This window comes from Pantoea sp. MT58, assembly GCF_014495885.1.
GTDB classification, from domain to species: Bacteria; Pseudomonadota; Gammaproteobacteria; order Enterobacterales; family Enterobacteriaceae; genus Pantoea; species Pantoea eucalypti.
On the sequence record NZ_CP061083.1, the window covers coordinates 708,810 to 727,700 of the forward strand.

The following is an 18,891-nucleotide window of genomic DNA, read 5'->3' on the forward strand; positions in this document are numbered from 1 at the left end:
CTGGCACATATCAGGCCGCTTCAGAGTGTTATTATTATAACATTCCGCCGGCAAGCCGGTGGGTTGCACCCCAATCCTTTGGAGAGCCTCATGACCGATATCAAACACCTTGCCCTGCGCGCCCTGAAACTGATGGATTTGACCACCCTGAATGACGACGACACCGATGCAAAAGTGATCGCCCTGTGTCATCAGGCTAAATCTCCGGCAGGCAACACTGCGGCAATCTGTATCTATCCGCGCTTTATTCCGATCGCGCGTAAAACGCTGCGCGAGCAGGGCACCCCGGAGATCCGCATCGCCACGGTGACCAACTTCCCACACGGCAATGACGACATCGACATTGCACTGGCCGAAACCCGCGCCGCTATCGCTTACGGTGCCGATGAAGTGGACGTGGTGTTCCCGTACCGCGCACTGATCGCCGGTAACAGTCAGGTCGGTTTCGATCTGGTGAAAGCCTGTAAAACCGCTTGTGCTGAAGCGGACGTGCTGCTGAAAGTGATCATCGAAACCGGTGAGCTGAAACAGGAATCGCTGATCCGTCAGGCCTCCGAAATTGCCATTGATGCCGGCGCTGATTTCATCAAAACCTCTACCGGTAAAGTGCCGGTTAACGCTACGCCAGAAGTGGCGCAGATCATGATGAATGTGATCCGTGACAAAGGCGTCAGTAAGCAGGTTGGCTTTAAACCTGCGGGCGGCGTACGTACCGCTGAAGATGCCGCGATCTATCTGCAAATGGCAGAAGATACGTTGGGTGCCGACTGGGCCGATGCGCGCCATTTCCGCTTTGGTGCATCAAGCCTGCTGGCGAGCCTGCTTAACACGCTGGGTCACGACAGCGACACCAGCAAAGCGGGTTACTGATCCCTCAGGCGGTCGGTGACCGCCTGTTCCCCATCCTGTTTTCCCTGACCAGGGGGCTACCTTGTTCCTGCCACAAGAAATTATTCGCAAAAAACGTGACGGCCATGCGCTGACTGAAGAGGAGATTCGCTTCTTCATTAATGGCGTGCGTGATAACACCGTCTCGGAAGGTCAGATCGCCGCGCTGGCGATGACCATCTACTTCCACGATATGACGCTGCCAGAACGGGTCGCGCTGACCATGGCAATGCGTGATTCCGGTACGGTGCTTAACTGGAAATCACTCAACCTTAACGGGCCAGTGGTGGATAAGCACTCGACCGGCGGCGTCGGCGATGTAACGTCGCTGATGTTAGGTCCGATGGTTGCCGCCTGCGGCGGATATGTGCCGATGATCTCCGGTCGCGGCCTTGGCCATACCGGCGGCACGCTGGATAAACTGGAAGCGATTCCGGGCTTCGATATCTTCCCCAGCGATGACCGCTTCCGCGAAATCATTAAGCAGGTCGGTGTGGCGATTATCGGCCAGACCAGCTCGCTGGCACCGGCGGACAAGCGCTTCTACGCCACGCGTGACATCACCGCTACCGTCGATTCCATTCCGCTGATCACCGCTTCGATTCTGGCGAAGAAGCTGGCAGAAGGGCTGGATGCGCTGGTGATGGATGTCAAAGTGGGTTCCGGCGCGTTTATGCCCACCTATGAAGCATCAGAGAGTCTGGCGCAGTCGATTGTGGGCGTCGCCAATGGTGCCGGCTGCCAGACCACCGCGCTGCTGACAGACATGAATCAGGTTCTTGCCTCCTCAGCCGGTAACGCACTTGAAGTGCGTGAAGCGGTTCGTTTCCTCACCGGCGAGCAGCGCAATCCGCGCCTGCTGGAAGTGACGCTGGCGCTCTGCAGTGAAATGCTGATCTCCGGCAAACTGGCTGCCAGCGATGCCGAAGCACGTCAGAAGCTGATGACGGTGCTGGATAACGGCAAAGCCGCCGAGGTGTTTGGTCGCATGGTGGCTGCCCAGCAGGGACCGACTGATTTCATTGAACGCTATGACACTTATCTGCCCCAGGCGATGCTGAGTAAACCGGTCTACGCCGACCAGCCAGGCATCGTCAGCAGCATGGATACTCGTGCGCTGGGCCTGGCGGTTGTGGCGATGGGCGGCGGACGTCAGCGTGCCAGCGACAGCATCGATTACAGCGTTGGCTTCAGTGAGATGATCACCCTGGGCGAGCGTGCCGATGCGCAGCGTCCGCTGGCGATGATTCACGCCAGCAGCGAAGACAAATGGCAGCAGGCTGCCGCTGCGGTTAAAGCCGCACTGGTACTCGGGGATTCCGCGCCAGCTGAGACGCCGGTTGTCTATCGCCGTGTGAGCGATATCAGCTAACTGACCAGTAACCGGTGCCAGCCGTGATGCATTCGGGTATACTGATCTGATCGCTTTTTTTTGACTTGTCACGCGCCATAGCGCAGGAGACTTGCATGAAACGTGCTTTTATTATGGTGCTCGATTCCTTTGGAATTGGCTCCAGTAAAGATGCCGATAAATTCGGTGACGTGGGTTCAGATACCTTAGGTCATATCGCCGAAGCCTGTTTTAACGGTGAAGCAGACAAGGGGCGTAAAGGTCCTTTGCATCTGCCTAATCTCACCGCGCTGGGTCTGGGCAAAGCCGCTGAACTGTCTACCGGCCGCTTCCCGCCAGGCCTGGATCCTGAAACGAAGATTACTGGCGCGTACGCGTACGCCAGCGAGCTTTCGTCAGGTAAAGATACACCGTCAGGCCACTGGGAGATTGCCGGCGTGCCGGTGCTGTTTGACTGGGGCTACTTCAGCGACAAAGAGAACAGCTTCCCGCAGGACCTGCTGGACAAGCTGGTTGAGCGTGCAGACCTGCCGGGCTATCTCGGTAACTGCCACTCTTCCGGTACAGTGATTCTCGACCAGCTGGGCGAAGAGCACATGAAAACCGGCAAGCCGATTTTCTATACTTCTGCCGACTCGGTGTTCCAGATCGCCTGTCACGAAGAGACCTTTGGTCTGGATCGTCTCTATGCGCTGTGCGAAATTGCCCGTGAAGAGCTGACTGAAGGTGGCTACAACATTGGCCGCGTTATCGCCCGTCCGTTTGTGGGTGACAAAGCGGGTCAGTTCGAACGTACCGGCAACCGTCACGACCTGGCCGTTGAGCCGCCATCTGCCACTATGCTGAAAAAGCTGGTGGACGAGAAGGGCGGTCATGTGATCTCCGTGGGTAAAATCGCGGATATCTATGCTGAGCAGGGCATCACCAAAAAGGTCAAAGCGACCGGTCTGGATGCGCTGTTTGATGCGACGATTCAGGAGATGAAAATCGCGCCGGATCAGTCGATAGTCTTCACCAACTTCGTTGATTTCGACTCAACCTGGGGACATCGTCGCGATGTAGCCGGTTATGCGGGTGGTCTGGAGCTGTTTGACCGCCGTCTGCCTGAGCTGATGGCGCTGGTTGGCGAAGATGACATTCTGATACTGACGGCTGACCATGGCTGTGACCCTACCTGGCATGGCACCGAACACACGCGTGAGCACATTCCGATTCTGATCTACGGACCGAAAGTGGAGCCGGGTTCACTGGGATACCGTGAAACGTTCGCCGATATTGGTCAGACAATTGCACACTACTTTGGCCTGTCCGAGATGGACTATGGCAAGAACATGCTGTAAATCAGCACTTTAATAAGGATTAAACAATGGCAACCCCACATATTAATGCTGAAATGGGCGATTTCGCTGACGTCGTACTGATGCCTGGCGATCCGCTGCGTGCAAAACACATCGCAGAGACCTTCCTGGAAAACGCGGTTGAAGTGAACAACGTGCGCGGCATGCTGGGCTACACCGGCACCTACAAAGGCCGCAAAGTCTCTGTAATGGGTCACGGAATGGGTATCCCTTCCTGTTCCATCTACACCAAAGAGCTGATCACGGACTTCGGCGTTAAAAAGATCATCCGTGTGGGCTCCTGTGGTGCCGTACGTGCCGACGTAAAACTGCGTGATATCGTGATTGGTATGGGTGCCTGCACCGATTCCAAAGTAAACCGTATGCGTTTTAAAGATCACGACTTCGCTGCGATTGCTGACTTCGACATGGTGCGTAACGCGGTTGATGCGGCGAAAAACCTGGGCGTTGAAGCGCGCGTGGGTAACATCTTCTCTGCCGATCTCTTCTACACCCCGGATCCGCAGATGTTCGACGTGATGGAAAAATATGGCATCCTCGGCGTAGAGATGGAAGCTGCAGGTATCTATGGTGTGGCCGCTGAGTTCGGTGCAAAAGCGCTGACCATCTGTACTGTATCCGACCACATCCGTTCCGGCGAGCAGACCACTGCTGCTGAGCGTCAGACCACCTTCAACGACATGATTAAGATTGCGCTGGAGTCTGTCCTGCTGGGTGATTAATCCGCGCGGCGGGTAATCGTTCCCGCCCGCTATCCGATCCCCTGTTCAGATCCTCCTTTGCGGGAGGATCTGATTTTCCCGCCTCGCCGTCCCGGTAACATTCACATCAAATGACACACTTTTGCTGAGGCTTGTGCATCTTCGCGCTGGCACCTCTGCATCCGGGCCTTATCATAGTGCGCAATAACAGATAAAAATTAATCGCCTGATATGCCTCCTGATGAACTTTCGTAACTTTGATGCTGAAGAGAAGCTGTTTGCCCGTCGTGCCGCAATAGCCTTTGCTCTGGTCTGTATCTGTTTCACCATTCTTGGCGTAAACCTTTATCGCCTGCAGGTGCGCGATCATAGCTACTACCAGACGCGATCCAACCAGAACGACATCAAGATGATCCCCATCGCCCCGACGCGTGGGCTGATTTATGACCGCAACGGTATTCCGCTGGTGCGCAACGTCAGCTGGTACGCCATTACGCTGACCCCATACAAAATCACCGATATGGACGCCACACTGCGGGCGCTGACACCTTTAATTAATCTGACGCCCGATGAGATTGATACGTTCCGCCGTGCCCTGAAACAGACCAGTCGTTACAAGCCGGTGGTGCTGAAAGAGGAGCTGAATGAAGAGCAGGTCGCGCGCTTTGCAGTTAATCAGTTTCGCTTTACCGGTGCCAGTCTGGAAACCTATCAGGATCGCCAGTATCCCTATGGCGCCGATCTGGCACACGTGCTCGGTTATGTGTCGAAAATCAACGACAGCGACTACAAACGGCTGAACGCAGAAGGCATCGCCGAAAACTATGCCGCTGACCACAATATTGGTAAGCAGGGGATTGAGGGCTATTACGAATCGCTGCTGCACGGCAAGCCGGGTTATCAGGAAGTGGAGGTGGATAACCACGGCCGCATTGTGCGGGTGCTGAAAGAGGTGCCGCCAGTGGCGGGTAAAAACCTGACGCTGACGCTGGACCTGCATCTGCAACAATATATAGAGAGTCTGCTGGCGGGACAGCGTGCGGCGCTGCTGGTTGAAGATCCGCACGACGGCTCAGTGCTGGCGATGGTTTCCAGCCCCAGTTACGACCCCAACCCCTTTGTAAAAGGCATCAGCTATCAGGCGTACAAAAAGCTGCTGCAGGATAAAGACCTGCCGCTGATTAACCGCGTCACGCAGGGCCTTTATCCGCCTGCCTCCACGGTGAAACCCTATATGGCGATGTCGGCGCTGCTGACCCATGTTATTACGCCACAAACGCAGTTCTTTGGCGCGCCGACCTGGACGCTGCCAGGCACCGACCGGCACTATCGCGACTGGAAAAAGAGCGGGCACGGCATGCTGGATGTTACCCGGGCGATTGAAGAGTCTGCCGATACCTTCTTCTATCAGGTGGCATTCATGATGGGCATCGACCGGATTCACACCATGCTGAGCCAGTTTGGCTATGGCAAGTCGACCGGCATCGACCTCAATGAAGAGTACAGCGGCTTACTGCCGAGCCGTGAATGGAAGCAGAAGGTCCATAAAAAGACCTGGTATCAGGGCGATACAGTGTCTGTGGGTATCGGGCAGGGCTACTGGGTTGCGACGCCGATTCAGATGGTGAAGGCGATGGTGGCGCTGATTAATAATGGTCGGGTCATTGCACCGCATCTGCTGGAAAAAACCCAGCGTGGCACGCTGGTTGAGAACTACCATCCCGCGCAGCGCGAGGCGCAGATTGGCGATCCACATTCACCCTACTGGTCGCTGGTTCGACACGCGATGTTTGGCATGGCTAACGCGCCAAATGGCACAGGTTATAAATATTTCCATACGGCACCTTATGGCATCGCTGCAAAGAGTGGGACATCGCAGGTGTTCAGCCTGCGCCAGAACCAGACTTATAACGCGAAGATGATCCCGGTGCGGCTGCGTGACCATATCTTCTACACCGCTTTTGCGCCGTTTAATGACCCGAAAGTGGCGGTGGCGTTGATTCTGGAGAATGGCGGTAATGAAGGGATTGTTGCGGCACCCGTAATGCGGGCGATTCTGGATCACATCTTTATTCCTTCAGCACCCGAAGCACCTGCTCAGCCTGCACCGTAAAAAGGGGGCGATTGCCCCCTCAACGTGTCAGGCTTTAAGTGTTTTAGTCACCTGACTGATGGCGCGCACGACGTCGGTTGCGCCTTCACGGATTTCCGCAATCACGCCGCCCGCCTCCTGGGCCAGCTGCACGCCTTGATCGGCGCGTTTCAGGTTCGATTCAATCCCTTTCAGCGCCCGGTTCGCCAGCAGGTGGTTTTGCTGTACCCGATTTTCAATGTCGCTGGTGGCGCGATTGATGTTCGCCGCCAGCGTGCGGACTTCGTTAGCGACCACCGCAAAGCTGCGGCCATGAGCTCCGGCACGCGCGGCTTCGATTGCGGCATTCAGCGCCAGCAGGTTAGTCTGATCGGCTATCCGGCGGATACCTTCCACAATCGCGCCGATACGATCGGAGGATTCACTCAGGCCAGTGATATCACCCGAGATCCCCTGCAGTTCACCGGCCAGGGCGTTCATGGTCTGCACACTGCTGGCGATAACATCAGCCCCCAGCTTTGTGCTGTGATCGGTTTGCAGCGCAGTGTGATAAGCCCGCTGTGCCGCGTCATGCTCCTGCTGGTTTTTTTCCACCTGTGCGGTGACATCGGTGGCGAATTTAACGATCTTGTAGAGCCTGCCCTGTTCGTCAAATACCGGATTGTAGGTGGCACGCAACCAGACCGTTTCACCGCGTTTATTCACGCGGGGAAACTGACCCGAGACAAATTCTCCCCGGTTCAGCTGCTGCCAGAATTCACTGTATTCGCGGCTCTCACGCAGGGCCTGCGAACAGAAGCGACTGTGATGAATGCCTTCCACCTCTTCACGACGGTATCCCATGGTTTTCAGGAAGTTGTCATTGGCTTTCAGCACTTCACCTTTAAGGTTAAAGGCGATGACTGCCATTGACCGTTCAATGGCGGTGGTGATGGCGCGCTGCTCATGCGCATCGTTAATATGACCGGTGATGTCGGTCGCCAGTTTGACGATTTTGATCACCCGGCCATGACGGTTCTGTACCGGCACATAATTGGCTTCCAGCCAGATTGGGCGGCTGTTTTTTGCCATACGCAGAAACTTATTGCTGAAGCTTTCGCCCCGGTTCAGTCGCAGCCAGAAATCCTGATACTCCCGCGACTGCAGCTGTTCCGGAGTGCAAAACAGGCTGTGGTGCTGGCCTTCAATCTCAGCCAGCGTGTAGCCCATGCGCGCCAGAAACAGCGCGTTGGCGCTGAGAATGGTGCCATCGGGAGAGAACTCAATCATGGCGATGGAGCCGTTGAGAGAGCTCAGCGTGGCAACTGAGTGTGAGCGCTTCTGCCAGCTATGGCGCGAAGCGATGCCTGATGTAATGGTGGAAAACATAGCGATCCTTATTATTAGTGTTGGTCTCGCATCCTATATCGGCAAAATCGCGGCACAATGCAGCCTTAACTCGCTCCGCTGAGTGAAATTTATCCGGCTTGCCGTGAGGTTTTTGCGGCGGCTCAAAACCAGTCATTGAGTTGATGGAAAAGCGGTCAATCGAGTGAGTTTCGGCGAAAAGCGTTTGACGCTGCCGGGCCGCTTTGGTTTAATGCGCCCCGTTGCCCGAATAGCTCAGTCGGTAGAGCAGGGGATTGAAAATCCCCGTGTCCCTGGTTCGATTCCGGGTTCGGGCACCAAAATTCAAAGAACCCGCCTCTGGCGGGTTTTTGCGTTTATAGAGCGAACCCGTTATCGAAGGTTCGATTCACTCGCCACGTTCCTGTGGCTCGCCCTCCGGGTCGCGCTGGCACGCGATGCAAAAATGCTCCCGGCATTTTTGTCCGGGTTCGGGCACCAAAATTCAAAGAACCCGCCTCTGGCGGGTTTTTGCGTTTATAGAGCGAACCCGTTATCGAAGGTTCGATTCACTCGCCACGTTCCTGTGGCTCGCCCTCCGGGTCGCGCTGGCACGCGATGCAAAAATGCTCCCGGCATTTTTGTCCGGGTTCGGGCACCATCTTTAAAGAACCCGCCTCTGGCGGGTTTTTGCGTTTGTAGCGCTAATCCGGTCCACCTGACTCCATACCTTCCCGAACAATCCGAATTTGGTCTCTAACCGCCCATTCCGGCTCTTAATTCAGTAGCAATACAAATAGATTTCACGTCGAAATCACTTTGCTGTCCCGGCTCTGTGCTGCATTGCAAGAGCGTTGCCGCCTGAAATCCTGTCCAGCCTGCAATTGACCGGGGCTAATCGTGTTTTATAAGGCACTCTTTACAGAATCAACCTGACAGGCACAATAGCCCTTTTTCCAGCTCCGTCACGGTCATGTCAGAAGAAGCGCTGCGTCTGCAGATACAGAACCTGAAAAAGCATAATGCGCGTCTGAAGCGTATAGCGCATGACGCCCGTACAAAGCTTAACGCGGCGCTCGATGGTACCGGACTGTTCCTGTGGCAGCTTGATATTCCCAGTGGCAAGCTGGTGATCTTCAACCGGCGCTGGGGAGCGATGCTCGGGTTCCAGCCGAAAGAGACCGACGCCAATTTCGAATCCTGGAAGGAGAGTCTGCATCCCGAGGATGCCGATGAGGTTTTGCAAGCCTTTAACGATCACATCGCCGGGAAAGCGCCTTACTACGAAGCACTTCACCGCATGATTGCCAAAAACGGCAGTATTACGTGGGTGCTGGATCGGGGGCGGGTCAGCGAGTGGAATGCCCATGGCGAGCCTGTCAAAGTCATTGGCACGCATATCGACATGACCAAAGAGAAGCAATATGAAGAGCAGCTTGCCCTGCTGGCGCTTCACGATCCCCTGACGATGCTTAACAATCGCCATGCTTTGCAGAACTATTTCTGTGAGCTGAAAGCGCAGGGCCCACTCTGCGTTGTCTTTATCGATCTGGATAACTTCAAACACGTCAACGATACCCTGGGTCATCGCAGCGGTGATGAAGTGCTGATCCAGCTAAGCCATCGGTTTACCGAACTCGCGCCGACAGAAGTGATGATTGGCCGGCTCGGCGGTGATGAGTTCGTGCTGTTATTGCCGTTTGCGATTGACCATCCGCAGGTCAGACAACTGGCCCATGCCTGCCTGGACGCGGTGCTTGCCCCATTTGATATGGCAAATGGTCACGCCCTGATTGGGGCTTCTGTCGGGGTGTCACAGGTACAGGGAAGAGATGATTTTGATACTGCCCTTGCGCGCGCAGATGAAGCGATGTACCGCATTAAGAAAAACGGCAAGCGCGGCGTGGCGTTTGATCACGCTTTCCCGGATCCACTCTGACTCCGATTAACCCGGCATAGGCTTTGCCAGCTCCTGTTGAAAGACTTTATCTTCAGTTACTGCCTACTCTCACCCACAACATTTTGTACTTTGTTTTGCGCCTGCGTGTGCAATTTCCGCGTATCGCTGCAAAAATCACTTTTAGTACTATTCTGAAAATTCAATTTTCACTGCCAGAATATGTAAGTCTTACCGCTTCGGTTAAAGTGCAATATCCGACTTAAATCCGAGTCTCTTTCAAATTAAAAAATTTATTCAAATCAGGATAATTGATCATTTAATGATCAATTTCGGCTGTTTTCAGCTATCGTGATCAAGGTTTACGCTTCGCTTATTTACAACGATAAGAAGGGGAAGTCAAAATCCTATTTATCGCTTCGCTTAGTGAAATTGATCGTTTGTTGATCATATTCACTACATGATATTGATTAAACTATCCACTTACCGCTTCGCTTATATTTTTTTCAATTGGACATTTTTTGAAAATGATCGATTAATAGGGCGCGGCGATTTTAGTTATAAAGCTTTTTCATGCCGCGGCTCTTTTATGAATAGAAAGGAGCATTGGTTGAAATCCGCTATCAATCCGGTTGAGGGTAGTACGAGCAATAAACCAGAACTGTGACGGGTTTTTTATTTATCTCACTTGATTGGTCCGTTTTTCTGACTACATTTATGTTGCTGAATCGGCCTGATGAAGTGTTAACTGTGCAAATTCCAATTTTTAATATTCAAAGAGGACGCATATGACTCAATATCGCGGTGGGGCCGGGAATTTTGCGGCCGACAAAGAGCGTGCTGCTGAAGCAGGACGCAAAGGAGGCCAGAAAAGCGGCGGTAACTTTAAGAACGATCCTGAACGTGCCATTGAAGCGGGGCGCAAAGGAGGTAAGGTTAGCCGCCGGAGCTGAAAGTCTTTAACACTGCTGTCACGGCAGGGTTACTCTGTTAGCCGGGCATTTTGAATCTGTTTAGTTCCTCGCGAAGATAATTACTCCCTGAATTATGTCATTGCTCCATCATTGGCAATAGCGGGAGCTGTTAATTGAACCGGAAGAGTTTACTCTTCCGGTTTTTTATTTACGATAGGTTAAAGCTATACGATTTAATAAAACCGTGTACAACTAAGTTTTGACTGGTTCTTTTTTTATGCAGTTAATCTGAAAAAATGTATACAGTGTTTTATTAATTTGTACAAATTACGATGCAGCTAGCGAAGCCGCAAACATAAAAACATTCCCCTGCTAAATGTCTGCTGTAAAAAGGAAAATGCATTTTACATGCCACTTTTGTCTTAAATTCATACTGACGCAGCGTGCGATATTAAAAATCTCCACTAGACTTTTCAGGTGTCAACGATATGACTGGCGTTGCGTTATTACCGACGCAGCGTTTTAAACAATGAGGCTATCTTATGACAGTGAAAACGTTAAACGACCTGTTCATCCATGACCTATCCGATGTTTACAGCGCTGAGAAACAGATAACCCGTGCATTACCTAAAATGGCGCGTGCAGCCAGTGACGAAAATCTTATCGCTGCGTTTAATCAACATCTGGAAGAGACCCGTGCGCAGATTGAACGACTCGACGAGCTGGTGGAAGTGACACCTGAAGTCAAAATTAAAAGAATGAAATGTCATGCGCTTGAAGGTCTGGTTGAAGAAGCACAGGAAATTATCGACTCGGTTGAAAAAGGTGAGGTTCGTGATCAGGGGCTGATTGGTGCTGCACAGAAAGTTGAGCACTATGAGATCGCGACCTACGGCACTCTGCATGCGCTGGCACTGAAGCTGGGTTACACCAAAGCGGCAGAGCTACTGGAAGCTACTCTGAACGAAGAGAAGCAAACGGATGAGAAACTCACCCAGGTAGCCGAGTCTATTACCGTCTCTTAAGGAGTAATACATGACTGCGATAGAACATTATCATGACTGGCTGCGCGATGCGCATGCCATGGAAAAGCAGGCTGAAAGTATGCTGAGCAAGATGGCTGGCCGTCTTGAGCACTATCCGGCGCTGGAACAGCGTCTGGCGCAGCATCTGGAAGAGACTAAACATCAGCTGACACTGCTGGAGCAGCTGCTCGACACTCACGGTATCGATCACTCTGTGATGAAAGATGCGATGGGCAAAATGGCGGCGGCCGGTCAGGCTGTTGGCGGTATGTTCAATTCGGATGAAGTCGTGAAGGGCGCTATCAGTGGTTATGTCTTCGAGAATGCTGAGATCGCCAGCTACACCAGCCTGATTGCCGCGGCAGAGCAGGTAGGTGATACGCAGGGCGTACGCATACTTAACGAGATCCGTGACCAGGAAGTGGCGATGGCTGAGTGGCTGCTGCAGAACCTGCCAGAGATCACTCAGCAGTTTCTGCAGCGTGCGTCCCAGCCGGGCATGGAAGCGAAGAAGTAGTGCTGAATAGCGCGCATGAAAAAGCCGGGGATTCCCGGCTTTTTGCGTTAGTGCTTTTCAGGCTGGTGATATTCAGTCAGCCATTAAATGTCCATACATCGTCATCAGCTTACGCGTCACGCCGTTAGTCCAGCCAAAGCCATCCTGTAACGGATATTCACCGCCGCCGCCAGGACGCGCACGCTCACCGCTGATGTCATATTTCTCTACCAGCTTGTGATGCAACTGATAGAAGTTATTGACCGTATTCAGCCAGTTCACAGCCACTTCTGTTGCCAGCGTCTCTTCGCCATAGTTATTCAGGCCAACAATTGCCATCCACTGCATGGGTGCCCAGCCGTTAGGCCGATCCCACTGCTCCCCGCTTTCGACCATTGAGGTCAGCAGACCGCCGTTGCTCAGCAGCAGATGACGCAACGAGATCGCCTGCAGATGCGCCTGATGCGGCGTCGCCAGGCCCACAAACAGCGGAACCACTGAAGCTACGGTAAAGGCACCGAAACGCTCACGACGCCAGTCATAGTCGCGGAACACACCGGCGGTGCTGTCCCACAGATAACGGGTAATCGCACGTTTACGCGCTTCCGCCTTTTTCTGCCACGCCAGCGCCGTCAGCTCTTCACCTTTGGCGTGCGACAGGGTCGCGATCATCAGCTCCAGCTTGTACAGGAATGCGTTCAGATCGATGGGGATAAACTGTGTCGTACGGATGCTCGACAGGCGTTTCGGATTTCTCAGCCAGCGAGATGAGTAATCCCAGCCAGACTCCGCGCCAGCACGCAGATCACGATAGACTTCGCTGGCCGGACGTTTAGATTCGCGGGCGGTTTCGACATCTTCCATCCACGACTCATCACGCGGCGTATCACGATCATCCCAGTAGCGGTTCAGCAGGGAGCCGTTTGGCATCCGCACTACGTGACGATAAGCCTGGTTCGGCATCAGTGAACCCGCGCCATCCATCCAGAACTGATACTCCTTCATCAGCTGTTCCTGATAGCGTTTCGCACCGCGCACGCCATCTTCTTCGAACAGCTCTACCATCAGTGCAAACACGGGCGGCTGAGAACGGCTGAGATAGTAGGTACGATTGCCGTTTGGCACATGACCGTAGTTATCGATCAGCCAGGCAAAGTTGTCCGCCATGTGACGGAGCAGATCATCGCGGCCTGATTCTGCCAGGCCGAGCATGGTGAAGTAGGAGTCCCAGTAATAGGTTTCGCCAAAGCGTCCCCCTGGCACGACATAAGGTTTCGGCAACGGCAGCAGTGATGAGTGCGGCATATGCTGTTGCGGCATTTTGGTCAGAACCGGCCACAGGTCATCAATATGCTCGTTGAGGGTTTTATCCGGGTTAGAGACATAAAAGCTTTCGTTTACGCCAGGCAGATAAAAATGATCGGCGACAAAACGCGACAGGTCGAAATCACTGCTGCGTTTCTGTCGACGATAGCGCATAAGCACGTCCAGCGGATCGTACTTAGGCGAACAGTCGGGGAAGGTTTTGCTATCCTCGAAAATCCGCGACATCTGGACATGTTCAAACAGTTCCAGATAACGATCGGCAGGGGTGAGTGCATCCGGAGCCGGTAAGCCTTCAATTAACTCCGGCTCGGGCTCAGAATCCTGCATGCGTTCCAGTTTCAGTTCATGGGGATCGTATTGATACTCAACTTCCGCCCCGGCACGAACCTCTTCAAGTGCATTTTGTTGCTGGCGATGGGTATTAATAACGGCCTCCTGAGCGGTCGTGGTTGCACAAAAGACAAATTATAGACCTCTCATTCAGCGGAACAACAATGCAGAATATCTATGAACGTAATAAAAATTGTCTATTAATCGAGGTTTTTTGATAAATCCCAGACAATTCAACCAAATATAGCAGTGTTCACAAAAAATACATTTCAGATGAATCTCTTAACGGAATGGATAAAAAAATTCAAACTGAAGAAAACTGGCGTTTATTCACATTTTGTAAAAGATAGGCCAGCCGAAAAGGGTGCAGAAAATGGCATACGTAACGGAACGCCGCGCAGAAAGGAGCAGGGAACTAAGCGGGCCTGGTTGCCCGCTCGTTGACAGCAGAATCAGGTGTTCGCCAGCGCCGCGCGAACGACTGTCTGCCAGGGCGTGGTCGGGCGACCAATCAGTTTGCTCAGCTGGCGGGAGTCATTGTACAAACCGCCTTTCTCTGCACCGGCATCCGAGTCTGCCAGCATCTCCGCCAGACCCTCTGGCAGGCCAGCACCCTTAAGCGCGGCGGCAAAATCAGCCTGAGACAGATTGACGTAATCAACCTTCTCACCACTCTGCGCGGCAATCTCTGCAGCAAACTGCGCCAGCGTGTAGCTGTCGTCGCCTGCCAGTTCATACACTTTGCCCGCCTGATCCTCACGGGACATGACTTCAGCCGCCGCTTCAGCGTAATCCTGACGGGCTGCAGACGCGATGCGACCTTCACCCGCCGCGCCGATAAATGCATGATGCGCCAGCGCAGGTGGAATGCTGGCGGCATAGTTTTCGGTGTACCAGCCATTACGCAGCAGGGCGAAGGGGATGCCGGAGGCTTTCAGCAGCGCTTCTGTGGCGCGATGTTCAACGCCTAAGCCCAGTGGTGAGGTGTCCGCATGCAGCAGGCTGGTATAGGCGATGAAGCCTACGCCCGCCGCCTGTGCCGCTTCAATAACGGCTTTATGCTGCGCTTCACGCTGACCCACCTCACTGCCGGAGATCAGTAACAGTTTATCGACGCCTGCAAAAGCGGCCCTGAGCATTTCTGGCTGACTGTAGTCGGCCTGTCGGACCGTGATGCCCTGCGCCGCAAGATCGGCCGCTTTGGCGGGTGTACGGACAGCAGCGACGATCTCTTCTGCCGGCACTTTTTTCAGTAAAGCTTCGATAACGAAACGGCCCAGCTGGCCGGTGGCACCTGTTATTGCAATCATGCTATGACTCCTGTGGCTGTTGTTGAAATCCAGACTAAGATATAAACTAATTTTTAGTAAGTACTTACAGAAATGTTAGTTAAGGTGTGCTGATTAAATGTCTGATAAATTGAGTGAAAAATTTAGTCGCGGTGAATTACTTAACGTTAATTGTCCGTCGCGTGATGTGCTGAAACGCGTGACCAGTCGGTGGAGTGTATTGATTCTGCTGGCCCTTCAGGATCAAACGCTGCGCTTCAGTGAATTGCGCCGCACCGTCGGAGGCGTCAGTGAGCGAATGCTGGCTCAGAATCTGCGTTACCTGGAAGAAGATGGCTTCGTGCAGCGAATTGCTTACGATGTGGTGCCTCCGCACGTGGAATATCGCCTGACCCCGCTTGGACGTGAAGTCGGTGAGCAGGTTGTGGGCCTGGCAGACTGGCTGGAACTAAACCTGGGCCGGATTCTGGCGCAGCGCGAAAAATCTGCAGCAGAGTAAAGCTACCCCGTCTCAGCCGTCAGAATGTGACGGCATCGATATTTTTACCTGAAAATTTCTGAGCCCACTTTTGTTTACTGCCTCTCTGATGCCGCAGCCATGCGATAGCAATGGAAATAGATCCTTCAGGCTTTTCGTCCTGTTGCTGATTATTAAGTCGTTTTATCAATCTTCGGGTCGCAATATAGGAGAGTGTGTTGAGCGCTGTTAATAGTGAGGCGTTTTTTGACTCATTTATTTAACATCTTAATGTGTGTTTAACTTCGTGTTTTCTACTTTATTTTATCCATACTCACCTCAGGATTAGTAAGCATTAAACAAAAAAGAAAACAAACCGGCAGAGATGTGGGTTTAAGGGTTTAACCTCTTAAAATATAATGGTATTTAGATCTTTGCTTCTCACTTATAACCTTAAATAACTCCGATTTTTATAGCAAAAAAGTGCCTGAAAACAGGCCGTTGACGATACTTTACGTGCAGGCATTGCTTTCGCGCGTTCGACTTTTAAAGTGAGAAAATACGTAACATTAACGACACATACGCACCCTCTGATTAACCTTTCGGCCTTATTTTTAAATAAAAATTTCCCGCCAAAAACAATGACCAAAATCAATAAAGACTGTTATAGTTTTCATTAACCCCACTGTTTCTTTTTCCTCGTCGCAAATAGCTCTAAATTTGCGGCGGGAATTTCAATAAGCGCAGAGAAGTCAGCGCATCAGGCTTAAGTTGTTAATTATAAGTAAATACATGGTGTTCTATGTGGCAAAGAGGTAAGCAATGTTCGGATTAGATGCCTTTCATCTGGCCAGGATTCAGTTCGCATTTACTGTATCCTTCCATATTATCTTTCCCGCCATCACCATCGGTCTCGCCAGCTTCCTGGCAGTACTTGAAGGTATGTGGCTTAAAACACGCGATCAAACCTATCGCGATCTCTACCACTTCTGGTCGAAAATCTTTGCCGTTAACTTCGGTATGGGTGTGGTATCAGGGCTGGTCATGGCTTACCAGTTCGGGACGAACTGGAGCGGCTTCTCTGCGTTTGCCGGGAGTATCACCGGCCCGCTGCTGACTTATGAAGTGCTGACGGCGTTCTTCCTGGAAGCAGGCTTCCTGGGCGTGATGCTGTTTGGCTGGAATCGCGTGGGGCCGGGTCTGCACTTCTTCGCCACCTGCATGGTTGCTCTGGGAACACTGATTTCGACCTTCTGGATTCTTGCCTCCAACAGCTGGATGCAGACGCCTCAGGGCTTCATCATCGAGAATGGCATTGTGGTGCCGCAGGACTGGTTGAAAATCGTCTTCAATCCCTCTTTCCCTTATCGCCTTTTCCATATGTCAGTGGCGGCGTTCCTGGCGAGTGCCTTTTTTGTGGGATCGTCAGCGGCCTGGCATTTGCTGAAAGGGAATAACAATCCTGCTATCCGTAAGATGTTCTCCATGGCGTTGTGGATGGCGCTGATCGTTGCGCCGATTCAGGCGATGATTGGGGATGCACACGGTCTGAACACCCTTGAGCATCAGCCAGCCAAAATCGCGGCGATTGAAGGACACTGGGAAAACCCACCGGGTGAGGCCACGCCGCTGATCCTGTTTGGTATTCCCGATATGGAACAGGAGCGTACCAAATATGCGCTGGAAGTGCCTTACCTTGGCAGCCTGATTCTGACGCACAGTCTGGATAAACAGGTTCCGGCGCTGAAGTCGTTCCCGAAAGAGGACCGCCCTAATTCTACGGTGATCTTCTGGTCATTCCGCGTGATGGTGGCGCTGGGGCTGCTGATGATTACGCTGGGCGTGGTCAGCCTGTGGCTGCGTTTCAAAGGCCGTCTTTACGAGTCGCGTCCTTTCCTGTGGTTTGCTCTGTTAATGGGGCCATCGGGTCTGATTGCGATTCTGGCGGGCTGGTTTACCACTGAAATCGGTCGTCAGCCGTGGGTGGTGTATGGCGTGCAGCGCACCATTGATGCGGTCTCGGCACATGGCGATATGCATATGAGCATCAGCCTGCTGGCCTTTATTCTGGTCTACAGCTCGGTGTTCGGTGTGGGATACCACTACATGATGCGCCTGATTAAGCAGGGACCGGTTGTCGGCGAAGGTCATATCACCGAAGAAGGTGGACCGGGTCAGAAGAAAACGCCAGCGCGTCCGCTTTCCGCTGCCACCTTTAAGGATGGAGACCACTAAGATGATCGATTATTCCGTTATCTGGTTTGTGATTATCGTCTTCGCAACCCTGATGTATATCGTGATGGATGGTTTTGACCTGGGTATTGGTCTGCTGTTCCCGTTCAATAAAGATGCCGGCGAGCGCGACATGATGGTTAACACCGTCGCACCCGTCTGGGATGGTAATGAAACCTGGCTGGTTCTGGGAGGCGCAGGCCTGTTCGGGGCATTCCCGCTGGCTTACGCGGTGATTACCGATGCGCTGTCGATTCCGCTGACCGCCATGCTGATTGGCCTGATTTTTCGGGGTGTCGCCTTTGAATTCCGCTTCAAGGCGGTTGAAGGTCATCGGGCATTCTGGGACAAATCCTTTATTGCCGGGTCTGTTTTAGCGACCTTCAGTCAGGGCGTCGCAGTCGGCGCGTTTCTGGATGGCATTCCGGTTGAGGGACGCCGTTTCGCCGGTTCCGCACTGGACTGGCTGGCACCGTTCCCGCTGTTCTGCGGCGTGGGTCTGGTGGTGGCCTATGCGCTGCTGGGCTGCACCTGGCTTATTATGAAGACCGAGAATGAGCTGCACCGTAAGATGTCCGCGCTGGCGACGCCACTGGTCATCGCGCTGTTAGTGATTATTGGTATTGTCAGCCTGTGGACGCCGTTTACGCATCAGGACATCGCACATCGCTGGTTCAGCAAGCCAAACCTGTTCCTGTTCCTGCCGGTTCCGGTGCTGGTGCTGCTCTGTTCATGGGGCATTGTGCGCGCCATTAAGCGTGAGGCGCACTATTCACCGTTCCTGCTGACGCTGGCGCTGGTCTTCCTGGGCTTCTCCGGTCTGGGCATCAGTGTGTGGCCCAACATTATTCCGCCATCCGTAACCATCTGGGATGCCGCATCGCCACCGCAGAGCCAGGCCTTTATGCTGGTGGGTAGCCTGCTGATTATCCCGATGATTCTGGGTTACACCTTCTGGAGCTACTACGTGTTCCGTGGAAAAATCAAAGCAGATGAAGGATATCATTGATATGAAAAGCCTCAGCAGCATGAAAGACCACAATCACAGTGAAGAGACGAAAGCGCCGTGGTGGAAACGGGTAATGTGGCTGGTGTTTATCTATGCCGCCAGCGTACTGGCGCTGGGCGTGGTCGCCTCGCTGTTCCGCATGATGATGACGGCAGCGGGTATGCGTAGTCATTAATTGTCGCAGACTCCGCCTCACCGTT

16 protein-coding genes and 1 tRNA gene are annotated in these 18,891 nt (G+C 53.0%); 14 read left to right on the top strand and 3 right to left on the bottom strand.

Annotated features, from left to right (window positions below; translation table 11 throughout):
* Nucleotides 1-90: 90 nt before the first annotated feature.
* The 5 genes from deoC to mrdA all read left to right on the top strand — a co-directional run bounded on the left by deoC (nt 91) and on the right by mrdA (nt 6,411).
* Entirely contained in the window at nt 91-870 is a 780-nt protein-coding gene (gene deoC, locus IAI47_RS03400; protein WP_008925705.1) for a deoxyribose-phosphate aldolase, read from the top strand.
* A gap of 61 nt (nt 871-931) precedes the next feature.
* Nucleotides 932-2,260, top strand: a complete 1,329-nt coding sequence (gene deoA, locus IAI47_RS03405; protein ID WP_008925704.1) for a thymidine phosphorylase — start codon at nt 932-934, stop codon at nt 2,258-2,260.
* Between the two features lie 95 nt (nt 2,261-2,355).
* Nucleotides 2,356-3,579: a phosphopentomutase gene (gene deoB / locus IAI47_RS03410; RefSeq protein WP_008925703.1), complete on the top strand. Its 1,224-nt coding sequence runs from the start codon at nt 2,356-2,358 to the stop codon at nt 3,577-3,579.
* Nucleotides 3,580-3,605: 26 nt separating this feature from the next.
* The gene (deoD, locus tag IAI47_RS03415; protein WP_003848553.1) at nt 3,606-4,319 is read left to right on the top strand and encodes a purine-nucleoside phosphorylase; all 714 of its coding nucleotides are present in this window, start codon (nt 3,606-3,608) and stop codon (nt 4,317-4,319) included.
* Nucleotides 4,320-4,539: 220 nt separating this feature from the next.
* Nucleotides 4,540-6,411: a penicillin-binding protein 2 gene (gene mrdA, locus IAI47_RS03420; RefSeq protein WP_008925702.1), complete on the top strand. Its 1,872-nt coding sequence runs from the start codon at nt 4,540-4,542 to the stop codon at nt 6,409-6,411.
* 27 nt (nt 6,412-6,438) lie between these two features.
* Here the strand turns inward: mrdA and IAI47_RS03425 are convergent, their stop codons facing one another.
* The gene (locus tag IAI47_RS03425) at nt 6,439-7,758 is read right to left on the bottom strand and encodes a PAS domain-containing methyl-accepting chemotaxis protein (protein WP_003848556.1); all 1,320 of its coding nucleotides are present in this window, start codon (nt 7,756-7,758) and stop codon (nt 6,439-6,441) included.
* A 223-nt stretch (nt 7,759-7,981) separates the two neighbouring features.
* On the opposite strand from IAI47_RS03425, the gene IAI47_RS03430 reads away from it, so the two are divergent.
* From IAI47_RS03430 to IAI47_RS03450, 5 genes are all read left to right on the top strand, one after another.
* Nucleotides 7,982-8,057: transfer RNA gene (locus IAI47_RS03430), tRNA-Phe, on the top strand.
* A 632-nt stretch (nt 8,058-8,689) separates the two neighbouring features.
* A complete protein-coding gene (locus IAI47_RS03435) occupies nt 8,690-9,655 on the top strand; it encodes a sensor domain-containing diguanylate cyclase (protein ID WP_008925701.1) in 966 nt (321 codons plus the stop codon).
* A gap of 746 nt (nt 9,656-10,401) precedes the next feature.
* Nucleotides 10,402-10,566 (top strand): general stress protein, encoded by a 165-nt coding sequence (locus IAI47_RS03440; protein ID WP_004571242.1) that lies wholly within the window; start codon nt 10,402-10,404, stop codon nt 10,564-10,566.
* Between the two features lie 503 nt (nt 10,567-11,069).
* Nucleotides 11,070-11,552 (top strand): ferritin-like domain-containing protein, encoded by a 483-nt coding sequence (locus IAI47_RS03445; protein WP_008925700.1) that lies wholly within the window; start codon nt 11,070-11,072, stop codon nt 11,550-11,552.
* A 10-nt stretch (nt 11,553-11,562) separates the two neighbouring features.
* Complete coding sequence (locus tag IAI47_RS03450; protein ID WP_008925699.1) at nt 11,563-12,069, top strand: ferritin-like domain-containing protein; 507 nt, start codon at nt 11,563-11,565, stop codon at nt 12,067-12,069.
* A gap of 72 nt (nt 12,070-12,141) precedes the next feature.
* Here IAI47_RS03450 and treF read toward each other — a convergent pair whose 3' ends face one another.
* The gene (treF, locus tag IAI47_RS03455) at nt 12,142-13,800 is read right to left on the bottom strand and encodes an alpha,alpha-trehalase TreF (protein ID WP_050540840.1); all 1,659 of its coding nucleotides are present in this window, start codon (nt 13,798-13,800) and stop codon (nt 12,142-12,144) included.
* Nucleotides 13,801-14,156: 356 nt separating this feature from the next.
* Complete coding sequence (locus IAI47_RS03460; protein ID WP_004571238.1) at nt 14,157-15,014, bottom strand: SDR family oxidoreductase; 858 nt, start codon at nt 15,012-15,014, stop codon at nt 14,157-14,159.
* 97 nt (nt 15,015-15,111) lie between these two features.
* Between IAI47_RS03460 and IAI47_RS03465 the strand changes: the two genes are divergently transcribed.
* The 4 genes from IAI47_RS03465 (at nt 15,112) to IAI47_RS03480 (ending at nt 18,866) form a co-directional block, all read left to right on the top strand.
* Nucleotides 15,112-15,492, top strand: coding sequence for a helix-turn-helix domain-containing protein (locus IAI47_RS03465; RefSeq protein WP_004571237.1), 381 nt, complete (start codon nt 15,112-15,114; stop codon nt 15,490-15,492).
* A gap of 780 nt (nt 15,493-16,272) precedes the next feature.
* A complete protein-coding gene (locus tag IAI47_RS03470; RefSeq protein WP_008925698.1) occupies nt 16,273-17,685 on the top strand; it encodes a cytochrome ubiquinol oxidase subunit I in 1,413 nt (470 codons plus the stop codon).
* Between the two features lies 1 nt (nt 17,686).
* Entirely contained in the window at nt 17,687-18,691 is a 1,005-nt protein-coding gene (gene cydB, locus IAI47_RS03475; RefSeq protein WP_008925697.1) for a cytochrome d ubiquinol oxidase subunit II, read from the top strand.
* Between the two features lies 1 nt (nt 18,692).
* The gene (locus IAI47_RS03480; RefSeq protein WP_004571235.1) at nt 18,693-18,866 is read left to right on the top strand and encodes a DUF2474 domain-containing protein; all 174 of its coding nucleotides are present in this window, start codon (nt 18,693-18,695) and stop codon (nt 18,864-18,866) included.
* Nucleotides 18,867-18,891 lie beyond the last annotated feature (25 nt).

Bases quoted from the DNA above. Each gene is read 5' to 3' on its own strand.
- deoC (WP_008925705.1), top strand. From the start codon at position 91: ATGACCGATATCAAACACCTTGCCCTGCGCGCCCTGAAACTGATGGAT.
- deoB (WP_008925703.1), top strand. From the start codon at position 2,356: ATGAAACGTGCTTTTATTATGGTGCTCGATTCCTTTGGAATTGGCTCC.
- deoD (WP_003848553.1), top strand. From the start codon at position 3,606: ATGGCAACCCCACATATTAATGCTGAAATGGGCGATTTCGCTGACGTC.
- mrdA (WP_008925702.1), top strand. From the start codon at position 4,540: ATGAACTTTCGTAACTTTGATGCTGAAGAGAAGCTGTTTGCCCGTCGT.
- IAI47_RS03425 (WP_003848556.1), bottom strand. From the start codon at position 7,758: ATGTTTTCCACCATTACATCAGGCATCGCTTCGCGCCATAGCTGGCAG.
- IAI47_RS03435 (WP_008925701.1), top strand. From the start codon at position 8,690: ATGTCAGAAGAAGCGCTGCGTCTGCAGATACAGAACCTGAAAAAGCAT.
- IAI47_RS03440 (WP_004571242.1), top strand. From the start codon at position 10,402: ATGACTCAATATCGCGGTGGGGCCGGGAATTTTGCGGCCGACAAAGAG.
- IAI47_RS03445 (WP_008925700.1), top strand. From the start codon at position 11,070: ATGACAGTGAAAACGTTAAACGACCTGTTCATCCATGACCTATCCGAT.
- IAI47_RS03450 (WP_008925699.1), top strand. From the start codon at position 11,563: ATGACTGCGATAGAACATTATCATGACTGGCTGCGCGATGCGCATGCC.
- IAI47_RS03460 (WP_004571238.1), bottom strand. From the start codon at position 15,014: ATGATTGCAATAACAGGTGCCACCGGCCAGCTGGGCCGTTTCGTTATC.
- IAI47_RS03465 (WP_004571237.1), top strand. From the start codon at position 15,112: ATGTCTGATAAATTGAGTGAAAAATTTAGTCGCGGTGAATTACTTAAC.
- IAI47_RS03470 (WP_008925698.1), top strand. From the start codon at position 16,273: ATGTTCGGATTAGATGCCTTTCATCTGGCCAGGATTCAGTTCGCATTT.
- cydB (WP_008925697.1), top strand. From the start codon at position 17,687: ATGATCGATTATTCCGTTATCTGGTTTGTGATTATCGTCTTCGCAACC.
- IAI47_RS03480 (WP_004571235.1), top strand. From the start codon at position 18,693: ATGAAAAGCCTCAGCAGCATGAAAGACCACAATCACAGTGAAGAGACG.